At 57.5% G+C, this 15,127-nt stretch carries 10 protein-coding genes; 6 read left to right on the forward strand and 4 right to left on the reverse strand.

Annotated features, from left to right (window positions below):
• Positions 1-59: 59 nt before the first annotated feature.
• On the reverse strand, positions 60-1,436 hold the full coding sequence (locus ACJ8KE_RS17810) for an amino acid permease (protein ID WP_004937488.1): 1,377 nt from the start codon (positions 1,434-1,436) through the stop codon (positions 60-62).
• A gap of 631 nt (positions 1,437-2,067) precedes the next feature.
• Between ACJ8KE_RS17810 and pdhR the strand changes: the two genes are divergently transcribed.
• From pdhR to yacL, 6 genes are all read left to right on the forward strand, one after another.
• Entirely contained in the window at positions 2,068-2,832 is a 765-nt protein-coding gene (gene pdhR, locus ACJ8KE_RS17815) for a pyruvate dehydrogenase complex transcriptional repressor PdhR (protein WP_004937490.1), read from the forward strand.
• A 165-nt stretch (positions 2,833-2,997) separates the two neighbouring features.
• Positions 2,998-5,661 (forward strand): pyruvate dehydrogenase (acetyl-transferring), homodimeric type, encoded by a 2,664-nt coding sequence (gene aceE / locus ACJ8KE_RS17820; protein WP_004937495.1) that lies wholly within the window; start codon positions 2,998-3,000, stop codon positions 5,659-5,661.
• A gap of 13 nt (positions 5,662-5,674) precedes the next feature.
• Positions 5,675-7,558, forward strand: coding sequence for a pyruvate dehydrogenase complex dihydrolipoyllysine-residue acetyltransferase (gene aceF / locus ACJ8KE_RS17825; RefSeq protein ID WP_306376949.1), 1,884 nt, complete (start codon positions 5,675-5,677; stop codon positions 7,556-7,558).
• Between the two features lie 233 nt (positions 7,559-7,791).
• Positions 7,792-9,216 carry a dihydrolipoyl dehydrogenase gene (gene lpdA / locus ACJ8KE_RS17830; protein WP_004937500.1) on the forward strand — a complete coding sequence of 475 codons (1,425 nt, stop codon included), beginning with the start codon at positions 7,792-7,794 and terminating at the stop codon, positions 9,214-9,216.
• A gap of 514 nt (positions 9,217-9,730) precedes the next feature.
• Positions 9,731-12,328: a bifunctional aconitate hydratase 2/2-methylisocitrate dehydratase gene (gene acnB / locus ACJ8KE_RS17835; RefSeq protein WP_004937504.1), complete on the forward strand. Its 2,598-nt coding sequence runs from the start codon at positions 9,731-9,733 to the stop codon at positions 12,326-12,328.
• Positions 12,329-12,467: 139 nt separating this feature from the next.
• Positions 12,468-12,830 (forward strand): protein YacL, encoded by a 363-nt coding sequence (gene yacL / locus ACJ8KE_RS17840; RefSeq protein WP_016930072.1) that lies wholly within the window; start codon positions 12,468-12,470, stop codon positions 12,828-12,830.
• A 32-nt stretch (positions 12,831-12,862) separates the two neighbouring features.
• Here yacL and speD read toward each other — a convergent pair whose 3' ends face one another.
• From speD to ACJ8KE_RS17855, 3 genes are all read right to left on the reverse strand, one after another.
• Positions 12,863-13,657 carry an adenosylmethionine decarboxylase gene (gene speD / locus ACJ8KE_RS17845; protein WP_004937510.1) on the reverse strand — a complete coding sequence of 265 codons (795 nt, stop codon included), beginning with the start codon at positions 13,655-13,657 and terminating at the stop codon, positions 12,863-12,865.
• 27 nt (positions 13,658-13,684) lie between these two features.
• Positions 13,685-14,548, reverse strand: a complete 864-nt coding sequence (gene speE / locus ACJ8KE_RS17850; RefSeq protein WP_016930071.1) for a polyamine aminopropyltransferase — start codon at positions 14,546-14,548, stop codon at positions 13,685-13,687.
• A 125-nt stretch (positions 14,549-14,673) separates the two neighbouring features.
• Entirely contained in the window at positions 14,674-15,021 is a 348-nt protein-coding gene (locus ACJ8KE_RS17855) for a YacC family pilotin-like protein (protein WP_033634347.1), read from the reverse strand.
• Positions 15,022-15,127: the final 106 nt, after the last annotated feature.

Here is a 15,127-nt window from a genome sequence, read left to right on the forward strand (position 1 = left end):
CGTTCAGGCGAAAAAAATGGCCCGCATCTGCGGGCCATTTTATTGCGCGGTCACGGGGTTCAACGGCTGGTGACGCCGTCGACGCGCTGGCTGCGCTGTTTGATGGCGTAACCGACGGCCAGGATCGCTACCCACACCGGGATCAGCAGCACCGAGATTTGAATGCCCGGCGTCAGGTACATGATCACCAGGATGCCGGCCATGAACAGCAGGCACAGGTAGTTGCTGAACGGATACCAGAACGCTTTGAACTTCGGCACCACGCCTTCGCGATTTTTGGCGGCGCGGAACTTCAGGTGCGCCAGGCTGATCATCGCCCAGTTGATCACCAGCGCCGATACCACCAACGCCATCAGCAGTTCGAAGGCGCGGCCCGGGATCAGGTAGTTAATCAGCACGCACAGCGCGGTGGCGAGGGCGGAAATGCCGATGGCCACCACCGGCACGCCGCGGCCGTCGACCTTAAGCAGGCTTTTCGGGCCGTTGCCCTGCTGCGCCAGGCCGTACAGCATGCGGCTGTTGCAGTAGACGCAGCTGTTGTAGACCGACAGCGCGGCGGTGAGCACCACGATGTTCAGCACGGTCGCCACCAGGTTGCTGTTCAGCGCGTGGAAGATCAGCACGAACGGGCTGCCGCCTTCGACCACTTTGCCCCACGGGTACAGCGACAGCAGAATGGCCAGCGAACCGATATAGAAGATCAGGATGCGGTAGATCACCTGATTGGTCGCTTTCGGAATGCTTTTTTGCGGGTTGTCGGCTTCGGCTGCGGTGATGCCGACCAGCTCGAGGCCGCCGAAGGAGAACATGATCACCGCCATCGCCATCACCAGGCCCATGACGCCGTTCGGGAAGAACCCGCCCTGCGCCCACAGGTTGGTGACGGTGGCTTCCGGGCCGCCCATGCCGCTGAACAGCAGGTAGGCGCCGAACACGATCATGCCGATAATCGCCACCACTTTGATGATGGCGAACCAGAACTCCATCTCGCCGTAAACTTTGACGTTGGCCAGGTTGATGGCGTTGATCGCCAGGAAGAACACCGCGGCGGAAACCCAGGTGGGGATCTCCGGCCACCAGTACTGCACGTAGATGCCGACCGCGGTCAACTCCGCCATCGCCACCAGGACATACAGCACCCAGTAGTTCCAGCCGGAGGCGAAGCCGGCGAAGTTGCCCCAGTATTTGTAGGCGAAGTGGCTGAAGGAGCCGGCGACCGGCTCTTCCACCACCATTTCCCCCAGCTGGCGCATGATCAGAAACGCGATGAAGCCGCCGATGGCGTAGCCGAGAAGCACTGACGGGCCGGCCATTTTTATTGTTTGAGCGATACCGAGAAATAACCCGGTGCCGATTGCGCCACCTAAGGCGATGAGCTGAATATGGCGGTTTTTCAGGCCGCGTTTCAGCTGGTCACCATGCTGTTGACCATCCATCAATCTAACCCTCTGTCGTTGTGAATGCCCATCTGCTTGTAAAGCAGTGGTTACGATGTGTGTTTTGTTTTATTTACGGCGTTATAGCTATTAATTCCACGGCGCCGCTACCGTTTGGCAGAGAATAATGTTATGTGCGTCGGTTTGCACCTGCTTTGTCGTGTGAGTGATTAAGATTGCAGCAGTTTAGGAAACAAAATGCGGGTTGTGTGACGGCGGGGGGGATTCAGTGCATGAAATAAGCAACAAATCACATAATGCGCAAAAATAACGTAGATCTGAACGGTGGGGCGCATTCAAATAATGAACGAACCACCGTTGCGCCGCTCGCCAAATAGCCATTCATTAAAGCGTCATAACCATGCAATAAAACTCGGGCAAAAAGTTTGCACTCTGCCTTGCGTAAGGTTTGGTAAAAGTTAAATCCCCAACCCGCCGCGTAAATGGTAATACCATCACGGCGTTACCGGTTTGCAGCGGGGTTTTCAGCGGGGTGTTAAAATGTGCGGGTAACCTGATTTCGATCAAGGCCCGTATGGACAGGAGGTGAATACTTTGTTACTTTACCGTCACGTTTTTGAAATTGGTATTACCAATTGACTCCGCGCCATTCGCAGAGAAGAATTCACTCATGGCCTACAGCAAAATCCGCCAACCCAAGTTGTCAGATGTTATCGAGCAACAGCTCGAATACCTGATCCTCGAGGGGACACTGCGCCCAGGCGAAAAACTGCCTCCGGAGCGCGAGCTGGCGAAACAATTTGATGTCTCCCGTCCTTCTCTGAGAGAGGCCATTCAGCGCCTTGAAGCGAAAGGGCTGCTCCTGCGCCGTCAGGGCGGCGGCACCTTCGTGCAAACTAATCTGTGGCAGAGCTTCAGCGATCCGCTGGCCGAGCTGCTGGCCGACCATCCCGAATCACAGTTCGATCTGCTGGAAACCCGTCACGCGCTGGAAGGCATTGCCGCCTATTACGCGGCGCTGCGCGGCACCGATGAAGATCTGGCGCGCATCCGCGATTGCCACATCGTGATTCAACAGGCTCAAGACAGCGGCGATCTCGACGCCGAAGCCGATGCGGTCATGCAGTATCAAATCGCCGTGACCGAAGCCGCTCACAACGTTGTGTTACTTCACCTGCTACGCTGCATGGGGCCGATGCTGGAACAGAACGTGCGTCAGAACTTTGAATTGCTCTACTCGCGCCGTGAGATGTTGGCAAAAGTGAGCAGCCACCGCGCCGGAATTTTTGAGGCGATTGTGGCACGCGAGCCGGAAAAGGCCCGTGAAGCCTCGCATCGCCACTTGGCGTTTATCGAGGAAATCTTGCTGGATCTCAGCCGGGAGCATACTCGGCGCGAGAGATCGCTACGGCGTCTCCAGCAACGCAAGGATTAAGAGCTGTCCTCTTCAGGGTACACCAGCCTGCGGGGGTTAAGTTCGAGGTACTTAGTTAAGTACTTAAGCGGCAACTAAACTGATGGGCCTGTCTTCGTGTGTTTTTGCACAGAACACAGGAAGACAGGCTCCAAACAAACCATTAGACAGATAAGGAATACCACCATGTCAGAACGTTTAAACAATGACGTGGATCCGATCGAAACCCGCGACTGGCTGCAGGCGATCGAATCGGTCATCCGTGAAGAGGGTGTTGAGCGAGCTCAGTTTCTGATTGATCAGGTATTGGGAGAAGCCCGCAAAGGCGGCGTTAACGTTGCGGCCGGTGCTGCAGCGCACAACTACGTCAACACCATCGCGGTAGAAGACGAACCGGCTTACCCAGGCAACCTGGATCTGGAACGCCGCATTCGCTCTGCGATCCGTTGGAACGCGATCATGACCGTTCTGCGCGCATCCAAAAAAGACCTGGAACTGGGCGGCCACATGGCTTCCTTCCAGTCTTCCGCGACCTTCTATGAAGTCTGCTTTAACCACTTCTTCCGCGCACGCAACGAGAAAGACGGCGGCGACCTGGTGTACTTCCAGGGCCACATCTCTCCGGGCGTTTACGCGCGCGCCTTCCTTGAAGGCCGCCTGACCGAAGAACAGATGAACAACTTCCGTCAGGAAGTGCACGGCAACGGTCTGTCCTCTTACCCGCATCCTAAGCTGATGCCGGAATTCTGGCAGTTCCCGACCGTATCCATGGGCCTGGGCCCAATCAGCGCCATCTATCAGGCGAAGTTCCTGAAATACCTGGAACACCGCGGCCTGAAAGACACCTCTGAGCAGACCGTTTACGCCTTCCTGGGCGACGGTGAGATGGATGAGCCGGAATCCAAAGGCGCCATCACCATCGCGACTCGCGAGAAGCTGGACAACCTGGTGTTCGTCATCAACTGCAACCTGCAGCGCCTGGACGGCCCGGTCACCGGTAACGGCAAGATCATCAACGAACTGGAAGGCATCTTCTCCGGCGCAGGCTGGCAGGTGCTGAAAGTGATCTGGGGCGGCCGTTGGGATGAGCTGCTGCGCAAAGACACCAGCGGTAAACTGGTTCAACTGATGAACGAGACCCTGGACGGCGACTACCAGACCTTCAAATCCAAAGACGGCGCTTACGTGCGCGAGCACTTCTTCGGCCGTTACCCGGAAACCGCGGCGCTGGTCAAAGACATGACCGACGACGAAATCTGGGCGCTGAACCGTGGTGGTCACGATCCGAAGAAAATCTTCGCTGCACTGAAAAAAGCGCAGGACACCAAAGGCAAACCGACCGTTATCCTGGCCCACACCATCAAAGGTTACGGCATGGGTGAAACCGCGGAAGGTAAAAACATCGCTCACCAGGTGAAGAAAATGAACATGGAAGGGGTTCACCACTTCCGCGATCGTTTCAATGTGCCGGTTGCCGATGCTGACATCGAAAAACTGCCGTACATCACCTTCGAGAAAGATTCCGAAGAGTACAAGTACCTGCACGAACGTCGCCAGGCGCTGAAAGGCTACGTGCCTACCCGTCTGCCGGAGTTCACCCAGAAGCTGGAAATGCCGGCGCTGGAAGATTTCAGCTCGCTGCTGGAAGAGCAGAACAAAGAGATCTCCACCACTATCGCCTTCGTGCGTGCCCTGAACGTGATGCTGAAGAACAAGTCGATCAAAGATCGCCTGGTGCCAATCATCGCCGACGAAGCGCGTACCTTCGGTATGGAAGGTCTGTTCCGTCAGATCGGTATCTACAGCCCGAACGGCCAGCAGTACACCCCGCAGGACCGTGAGCAGGTTGCTTACTACAAAGAAGACGAGAAAGGCCAAATCCTGCAGGAAGGCATCAACGAACTGGGCGCAGCCTCTTCCTGGCTGGCCGCAGCGACCTCCTACAGCACCAACGATCTGCCGATGATTCCGTTCTACATCTACTACTCGATGTTCGGTTTCCAACGCATCGGCGACCTGTGCTGGGCAGCGGGCGACCAACAGGCGCGCGGCTTCCTGATCGGCGGGACCTCGGGCCGTACTACCCTGAACGGCGAAGGTCTGCAGCACGAAGATGGCCACAGCCACATTCAGTCTCTGACCATTCCTAACTGCATCTCTTACGATCCGGCTTACGCGTACGAAGTGGCGGTGATCATGCACGACGGTCTGGTGCGCATGTATGGCGACAACCCGGAAAACGTGTACTACTACCTGACCACGCTGAACGAAAACTACCACATGCCTGCGATGCCGCAGGGTGCGGAAGAAGGTATCCGCAAGGGTATCTACAAGCTGGAAACGCTGGAAGGCAGCAAAGGCAAGGTGCAGCTGTTGGGCTCCGGCGCCATCCTGCGCCACGTGCGCGAAGCTGCGCAGATCCTGGCGAAGGACTACGGCGTGGGTTCCGACACCTACAGCGTGACCTCGTTCACCGAACTGGCGCGCGACGGCCAGGATTGCGAGCGCTGGAACATGCTGCACCCAACCGAAACGCCACGCGTGCCTTACATCGCTCAGGTGATGAGCGACGCGCCTGCGGTAGCGTCTACCGACTACATGAAACTGTTCGCCGAACAGGTTCGTACTTATGTGCCGGCCAGCGATTATCGCGTACTGGGCACCGACGGCTTTGGTCGTTCGGACAGCCGCGAAAACCTGCGTCACCACTTCGAAGTCGATGCATCTTACGTGGTGGTTGCTGCTCTGGGTGAACTGGCTAAACGCGGTGAGATCGAAGCTTCTGTGGTTGCTGATGCAATCAAGAAATTCGACATCAACCCGGAAAAAGTTAACCCGCGTCTGGCCTAAGAGGTACTGAATAATGTCTATCGAAATCAACGTACCGGACATCGGTGCAGATGAAGTCGAAATCACCGAGATTCTGGTGAAGGTCGGCGATAAAGTTGAAGCGGAACAATCGCTGATCACCGTGGAAGGCGACAAGGCTTCCATGGAAGTGCCCTCCCCGCAGGCGGGCGTGGTGAAAGAGATCAAAGTGTCGGTCGGCGATAAAACCGAAACCGGCAAACTGATCATGATCTTCGAAGCGGCAGGCGCAGCGGAAGCTGCACCGGCGGCGAAAGCGGAAGAAAAACCGGCAGCAGCGGAAGCTGCCCCGGCTGCCGCTGCGGCCAAAGACGTTGCCGTGCCGGACATCGGCGCCGACGAAGTCGAAGTGACCGAGATCCTGGTGAAAGTGGGCGACAAGGTGGAAGCCGAGCAGTCCCTGATCACTGTGGAAGGCGACAAGGCTTCCATGGAAGTCCCTGCGCCGTTCGCGGGCACCGTGAAAGAGATCAAGATCGCGACCGGCGACAAAGTGAAAACCGGTTCCCTGATCATGGTGTTCGAAGTGGCTGGCGCCGCTTCCGCTGCGGCCCCGGCTGCGGCTGAAGCATCGGCTGCCGCTGCAGCGCCTGCGGCCTCTGCGGCCAAAGACGTCGCCGTGCCGGACATCGGCGGTGATGAAGTCGAAGTGACCGAGGTGATGGTCAAGGTGGGCGACAAGGTTGCCGCCGAGCAGTCTCTGATCACCGTGGAAGGCGACAAGGCCTCCATGGAAGTGCCAGCGCCGTTCGCGGGCACCGTGAAAGAGATCAAGATCGCGACCGGCGATAAAGTGAAAACCGGCTCCCTGATCATGGTGTTCGAAGTGGAAGGCGCTGCGCCTGCCGCTGCCGCCGCTCCAGCCGCTAAAGCGGACGCTGCGCCGGCGCCGGCCGCCGCTAAAGCCGCCGCGCCGGCTGCGAAAGCTGAAGACAAAGGCGAGTTCGCCGAGAACGCGGCCTACGTGCACGCGACTCCGGTCATTCGTCGTCTGGCGCGCGAATTCGGCGTTAACCTGGCGAAAGTGAAAGGCACCGGTCGTAAAGGCCGCATCCTGCGCGAAGACGTTCAGGCTTACGTGAAAGACGCGGTGAAACGCGCTGAAGCGGCTCCGGCTGCTGCCGGCGGCGGTCTGCCGGGCATGCTGCCATGGCCGAAAGTGGACTTCAGCAAGTTCGGCGAGATCGAAGAAGTCGAGATGGGCCGCATCCAGAAGATCTCTGGCGCGAACCTGAGCCGCAACTGGGTGATGATCCCGCACGTGACTCACTTCGACAAAACCGACATCACCGATCTGGAAGCGTTCCGCAAGCAGCAGAACGAAGAAGCGGCCAAGCGCAAGCTGGACGTGAAGTTCACGCCTGTCGTGTTCATCATGAAAGCCGTCGCTGCCGCTCTGGAGCAGATGCCGCGCTTCAACAGCTCGCTGTCCGAAGATGGCCAGAAGCTGACGCTGAAGAAATACATCAACATCGGCGTGGCGGTAGATACCCCGAACGGCTTGGTGGTTCCGGTGTTCAAGGACGTGAACAAGAAGAGCATCACCGAGTTGTCTCGCGAGCTGATGACCATCTCCAAGAAAGCGCGCGACGGCAAGCTGACCGCGGGCGAGATGCAGGGCGGCTGCTTCACCATCTCCAGCCTGGGCGGCATCGGGACGACTCACTTCGCGCCGATCGTCAACGCGCCGGAAGTGGCTATCCTGGGCGTCTCCAAGTCTGCGATGGAGCCGGTCTGGAACGGTAAAGAGTTCATGCCGCGCCTGATGATGCCGATGTCGCTGTCCTTCGACCACCGCGTTATCGACGGTGCCGATGGTGCGCGCTTCATCACCATCATCAACAACATGTTGTCCGACATTCGCCGTCTGGTGATGTAATGCAAAAGGGGCGCAGCATGCTGCGCCCCTGACGATTCTGTAGCAGTTTTGTCGGATTTTGCATAACTCGACAAAATTGTTGAGACACGGGTCACTCGAACACGCTTTGCAGATTATTAACAATTCTGTAAACTGCTCGCGGTGTAAGCGTCCCGGTGGATGAAGGGCGTTATGAGATCGATTAGCAATAAAAATGACGTCTGACCCGCCGGACAATCAATTAAGAGGTCATGATGAGTACTGAAATTAAAACTCAGGTCGTGGTACTTGGGGCGGGCCCGGCAGGTTACTCTGCAGCCTTTCGTTGCGCTGACTTAGGTCTTGAAACCGTTCTGGTTGAACGTTATTCCACTCTGGGCGGGGTTTGCCTGAACGTGGGATGTATCCCTTCCAAAGCACTGCTGCACGTTGCCAAAGTGATCGAAGAAGCCAAAGCGCTGGCCGAACACGGCATCGTTTTCGGCGAGCCGAAAACCGACATCGACAAAGTGCGCGTCTGGAAAGAAAAAGTCATCACTCAGCTGACCGGCGGTCTGGCTGGCATGGCGAAAGGCCGTAAAGTGAAAGTGGTCAACGGCCTGGGCAAGTTCACCGGCGCTAACACCCTGGTTGTGGAAGGCGAAAACGGCCCAACCACCATCAACTTCGACAACGCCATCATCGCTGCAGGCTCTCGTCCGATCCAACTGCCATTCATTCCTCATGAAGATCCACGCGTGTGGGATTCCACCGATGCGCTGGAGCTGAAAACCGTCCCAGAGCGTCTGCTGGTTATGGGCGGCGGCATCATCGGCCTGGAAATGGGCACCGTATACCATGCGCTGGGTTCACAGATCGACGTCGTTGAAATGTTCGATCAGGTTATCCCGGCGGCAGATAAAGACGTGGTGAAAGTCTTCACCAAACGTATCAGCAAGCAGTTCAACCTGATGCTGGAAACCAAAGTGACCGCGGTAGAAGCCAAAGAAGACGGCATCTACGTCACGATGGAAGGTAAAAAAGCGCCGGCAGAACCACAGCGTTACGACGCGGTGCTGGTGGCGATCGGCCGCGTGCCGAACGGCAAACTGCTGGATGCCGGCAAAGCCGGTGTGGAAGTTGACGAGCGTGGCTTCATCAACGTCGACAAACAGCTGCGCACCAACGTGCCGCACATCTTCGCCATCGGCGACATCGTCGGGCAGCCGATGCTGGCGCACAAAGGCGTGCACGAAGGCCACGTTGCCGCAGAAGTTATCGCCGGCATGAAGCACTACTTCGATCCGAAAGTGATCCCATCCATCGCTTACACCGAGCCGGAAGTGGCGTGGGTGGGTCTGACCGAGAAAGAAGCGAAAGAGAAAGGCATCAGCTACGAAACCTCCACCTTCCCGTGGGCGGCTTCCGGCCGTGCGATCGCTTCCGACTGTGCAGACGGCATGACCAAACTGATCTTCGACAAAGAAACTCACCGCATCATCGGTGGCGCGATTGTCGGCACCAACGGCGGCGAACTGCTGGGTGAAATCGGTCTGGCCATCGAGATGGGCTGCGACGCGGAAGACATCGCGCTGACCATCCACGCTCACCCGACCCTGCACGAATCCGTGGGCCTGGCGGCGGAAATCTACGAAGGCAGCATCACCGACCTGCCTAACCCGAAAGCCAAGAAGAAGTAATTCTGCTGGCTTGACCGGTTAACAAGCGGCTCCTGAGAAGGGGCCGTTTTTTTTTGCCCAGATGCACAAAACGGTTTTTTGTGGCCGCTGCGCCAAATTCCGATCCTCATGCTTATATCCGTTTTAATTATGTGGATATAATACCCTGTTTGTCCGGCAGCCGATTACGCTGCGCTCAACGATTCAGCAAAGATTTAATGTTGCTTTTATGTGAACGAATTAACAACCGTTTCAAATCCTGATATGCTGGCTGAGCGGAACCGGGCACTGTACCTTACAGTCCAGGACATCGACAGCAGTGCCCCGTCAGGATAGATGGCATCAATATCGCCGTGCGCTCTACCCATCAGTCTTTCATGCTGTAACGCTGTTTGACCGCGCTTGTTTGCCCCAGTCACCGTTTCGGGGCCTTTACGGGCCGATCGCCTAGCCACAGAGTGAAACCCAAAGGGTATAAACCCGGTTTGCATATACGCCAGGCACAATAAATGACAATGAGAGCGAGGAGAACGTCGTGCTAGAAGAATACCGTAAGCACGTAGCCGAGCGTGCTGCTGAGGGCATCGCCCCTAAGCCGCTAGACGCCACCCAAATGGCCGCGCTGGTCGAACTACTGAAGAATCCGCCAAAAGGCGAAGAAGAATTCCTGTTAGACCTGCTGATTAACCGTGTTCCACCGGGCGTCGACGAAGCCGCCTACGTCAAAGCAGGTTTCCTGGCGGCCATCGCCAAAGGTGAAGCGACATCCCCCCTGGTTACCCCCGAGAAAGCCATTGAATTGTTAGGCACCATGCAGGGCGGCTATAACATTCATCCGCTGATCGAAGCGCTGGACAACGAGAAGCTGGCGCCGATCGCCGCCAAAGCGCTGTCCCACACGCTGCTGATGTTCGACAACTTCTACGACGTGGAAGAGAAGGCCAAGGCCGGCAACCCGCACGCCAAGCAGATCATGCAGTCCTGGGCTGACGCCGAATGGTACCTGTCGCGTCCGGAGCTGGCGGAAAAGATCACCGTCACCGTGTTCAAAGTGACCGGCGAAACCAACACCGACGACCTTTCTCCGGCGCCGGACGCCTGGTCGCGCCCGGACATCCCGCTGCACGCGCTGGCGATGCTGAAAAACGAACGTGAAGGCATCGTGCCGGATCAGCCTGGCAGCGTCGGCCCGATCAAACAGATCGAGCTGCTGAACAAGAAAGGCTTCCCGCTGGCCTACGTCGGCGACGTGGTCGGCACCGGTTCCTCCCGTAAATCCGCCACCAACTCGGTGCTGTGGTTCATGGGCGACGACATCCCGCACGTGCCGAACAAACGTGGCGGCGGCGTGGTGCTGGGCGGCAAGATTGCGCCTATCTTCTTCAATACCATGGAAGATGCCGGCGCCTTGCCGATCGAAGTGGACGTGTCCGAGCTGAACATGGGCGACGTGATCGACGTTTACCCGTACAAAGGTGAAGTGCGCAACCACGAAACCGGCGCGCTGATCGCCAACTTCGAGCTGAAAACCGACGTGCTGCTGGATGAAGTGCGCGCCGGCGGCCGTATCCCGCTGATCATCGGCCGCGGCCTGACCACCAAGGCGCGCGAAGCGCTGGGTCTGCCGCACAGCGACGTGTTCCGCATCGCCAAACCGGTAGCCGCCAGCAGCAAAGGCTTCTCGCTGGCGCAGAAAATGGTCGGCCGCGCCTGCGGCGTCGCCGGCATTCGCCCAGGCGAATACTGCGAACCGAAGATGACCTCCGTCGGCTCTCAGGACACCACCGGCCCGATGACCCGCGATGAGCTGAAAGACCTGGCCTGCCTCGGCTTCTCCGCCGATCTGGTCATGCAGTCGTTCTGCCACACCGCCGCGTACCCGAAACCGGTCGACGTGACCACGCACCACACGCTGCCTGACTTCATCATGAACCGCGGCGGCGTATCGCTGCGTCCGGGCGACGGCGTGATCCACTCCTGGCTGAACCGCATGCTGCTGCCTGACACCGTCGGCACCGGCGGCGATTCCCACACCCGCTTCCCGATCGGCATCTCCTTCCCGGCCGGTTCCGGTCTGGTGGCGTTTGCCGCCGCGACCGGCGTGATGCCGCTGGATATGCCAGAGTCGGTGCTGGTGCGCTTCAAAGGCAAAATGCAGCCGGGCATCACCCTGCGCGATCTGGTGCACGCCATCCCTTACTACGCGATCCAGCAAGGGCTGCTGACCGTCGAGAAGAAGGGCAAGAAAAACATCTTCTCCGGCCGCATTCTGGAGATCGAAGGCCTGCCGGACCTGAAGGTCGAGCAGGCGTTTGAGCTGACCGATGCGTCCGCCGAACGTTCCGCCGCCGGTTGTACCATCAAGCTGGACAAGGCGCCGATCGAAGAGTACCTGAACTCCAACATCGTGCTGCTGAAGTGGATGATCTCCGAAGGCTACGGCGATCGCCGTACGCTGGAGCGCCGTATTCAGGGCATGGAAAAATGGCTGGCGGATCCGCAACTGCTGGAAGGCGATGCAGATGCGGAATACGCGGCGGTGATCGACATCGATCTGAACGAGATCAAAGAGCCGATCCTGTGCGCGCCGAACGATCCTGACGACGCGCGCCTGCTGTCCGACGTGGCCAACAGCAAAATCGATGAGGTATTCATCGGTTCTTGCATGACCAACATCGGCCACTTCCGCGCGGCCGGCAAGCTGCTGGATCAGCACAAGGGCCAGCTGCCGACCCGTCTGTGGGTGGCGCCGCCAACCAAGATGGATGCGGCTCAGCTGACCGAAGAAGGCTACTACAGCGTCTTCGGCAAGAGCGGCGCGCGTATCGAGATCCCGGGCTGCTCGCTGTGCATGGGCAACCAGGCGCGCGTGGCGGACGGCGCGACGGTGGTTTCCACCTCAACCCGTAACTTCCCGAACCGTCTGGGCACCGGCGCCAACGTCTATCTGGCGTCTGCCGAACTGGCCGCGGTAGCGTCCCTGCTGGGCCGCCTGCCGACGCCGGACGAGTACCAGACCTATATGGCGCAGGTCGACAAGACGGCGGCGGATACCTACCGCTACCTGAATTTTGACCAGCTGGGTCAGTACACCGAAAAAGCCGACGGCGTGATCTTCCAAACCGCCGTGTAAGCCGCTATATTGCGCAACTGTTTAACGGGAGGCCTTGGCCTCCCGTTTTATTTTGCTCAGTTGCCAACTTTGCGAGCGCTCACTGAGTTAGTCAGCCATTTATGTTTACACTAAGAAAAAGGGCTCAGGAGGGCATGCTATGGATTACGAATTTCTGCGTGACGTCACCGGTCAGGTGATCGTCAGATTTTCGATGGGGCATGAAGCGATTGGCCACTGGATCAATGAAGAAGTCAAAGGCGATTTTAACCTGCTGGACCGGATTGAAGCCGGTGCGGCCGAGGTCAAAGGCAGCGAGCGTCAATGGCAGCTGGAAGGCCATGAATATACGCTGCTGATGGACGGTGAAGAAGTGATGATCCGCGCCAATCAGCTGGAGTTCGAGGGCGATGAAATGGAAGAGGGGATGAACTACTACGATGAAGAAAGCCTCTCATTCTGCGGCGTTGAGGACTTCCTGCGGGTGTTGAAGGCCTATCGTTCTTTCATGCTGAAGTACTAAGCATCAGGGCGCGGCGTGCCGCGCCCTTTCCATCATAGATGCGGAATATTGCGGCCGTAATAGATTTCCTGCATCTCTTTCCATAACAGATCGGTGATCTGCTTGCGCTCGGCGGCGCTCAACGCCTCCGGCTCCGCGTTAAACAGGTAGTGCTTCAGATCGAAATCCTTCAGCAACATCTTGGTATGGAAGATATTTTCCTGGTAAACGTTCACGTCCATCATGTGGTACAGCGCCTTGATGTCTTCCGACATAAAGTTCTGGATCGAATTGATCTCATGATCGATGTAATGTTTCACGCCGTTCACGTCGCGGGTAAAACCGCGCACGCGATAGTCCATGGTGACGATGTCGGATTCCAACTGGTGAATTAAATAGTTCAGCGCCTTGAGGGGCGAAATGACGCCGCAGGTCGAGACCTCGATATCGGCGCGAAAGGTGCACAGCCCGCCTTCCGGATGGCTTTCCGGGTAGGTGTGTACGCAGATATGGCTTTTGTCCAGGTGCGCGACGACCGTATTCGGCAGCGGGCCTGGGTGTTCCGACGTATCGACGTCTTTCGGATCGATCGGCTCTTCGCTGACCAGGATGGTGACGCTGGCGCCCTGCGGCTCGTAGTCCTGACGCGCGATGTTCAGAATATTGGCGCCGATGATCGAGCAGGTTTCGCTCAGGATCTCGGTCAGCCGGTTGGCGTTATATTGTTCGTCTATGTAGGCGATATAGCCATCGCGATCGTCCGCGGTTTTGGCGTAACAAATATCGTAAATACAAAAACTCAGGCTCTTGGTCAGGTTGTTGAAGCCGTGCAGTTTTAGCTTATGCAATTTGGGCCACCTCCTTTATCTTCTCGCTTAACGTGTTACGTTCAGGGCATTGAGCAAATATTGCGGCAGGGCAAAGCTGCCGACGTGAATTGCCGGGTTGTAATAACGGCAGTGTAGGCCGCTTTGGTTAAAGCGCTGTTGCAGGGTAGGCAGATCGCGCTGGCGCAGCGCCGGGTTCTGGCTCGCCCAGGCAAAGGTCATGATGCCGCCGTAATAGGTCGGGATCGCCGCCTGATAGAAGCTGACGTCGCTAAAGTAGCGGCTCAGTTTGGCGTGGCTGTTGACCGCCTCGTCCTGTTGCAGGAAGCAGACGCCGTTCTGCGCAACGAAAATGCCGCCCTCATTCAGGCAGCGGGCGCAGCCTTCATAAAACGCCGAGGTGAACAGGCTTTCGCCGGGGCCGATCGGATCGGTGCAGTCGGAGATGATCACATCGAACGTTTCGTCGGTTTGATTCACGAAGTTGACGCCGTCGTCGATCACCAACTTGAAGCGCGGATCGTCATAGGCGCCGGCGCTGTGGTTGGGCAGGTATTGGCGGCAGAACTCGACGACGCCGGCGTCGATCTCGACCATGGTGATCTGCTCCACGCCAGGGTGCCGGCTGACTTCGCGCAGCATGCCGCCGTCGCCGCCGCCGATGATCAGCACTTTCTTCGCCTGGCCATGCGCCAGCAGCGGCACGTGGGTCAGCATTTCGTGATAGATGAACTCGTCACGCTCGGTGGTTTGCACCACGCCGTCGAGCGCCATCACGCGCCCCAGCACCGGGTTCTCGAAGATCACCAGATCCTGATGATCGGTCTTCTCGCGGTACAGCACCTTCTCTACCGAGAAGTACTGGCCGAAGCCCGTATGCAGCGTTTCGTACCAAATTTCTTTCTGGGTCATGTGCGGGAAACTCCGTAATAACAGCCATGAAAAATCGGCGCAACATCATAGCTAACTCTGTCTGGCGATGCACGGTTGAATTTCAGACAGAGAGAGCGAAAGGCGGGTGGGGGAGAGGGGCGGAATTAGTTGGCGTAGGCCAGCAGGCTCAACGAGTCGCGCGCCAGCGATTTGCACTTCTTAGGCGTTGGAATGGCGATGCCGCTGAGATCGCGATAGCTGTCTTCGCCCAGCGCCTTCATGTTAAAGCTGTTGTAGTTGCTCAAATCCCAGCGGTTTTGTTGTGCGAAATAGACGATAGCGCGTTTGATTTGCACATTTGGCAAATCGTTGTAGCCGCAATCATTTTTCAAATAAATAAATACCGCCGTCAGATCGGCCAGATCTTCCGCCTCGGATTCATTCAGCGCCAGACTGGCGTTGGAGAAGCCCAGCATCGCCAGCAACAGCATCGATAACGTTGTTTTTTTCATCATGAAATAGGCCTGTTTGTCGTCTGTTGACGTTACCACACTTGCCTGTAAAGGCACCAAATTTTATTGCTGCCGGGCCGGCGTCGCGTGTGTCAGTCACACTCTC

The sequence above is a fragment of the Serratia sp. CY56464 genome (genome assembly GCF_052168435.1).
In the GTDB taxonomy this organism is placed as follows: domain Bacteria; phylum Pseudomonadota; class Gammaproteobacteria; order Enterobacterales; family Enterobacteriaceae; genus Serratia; species Serratia marcescens.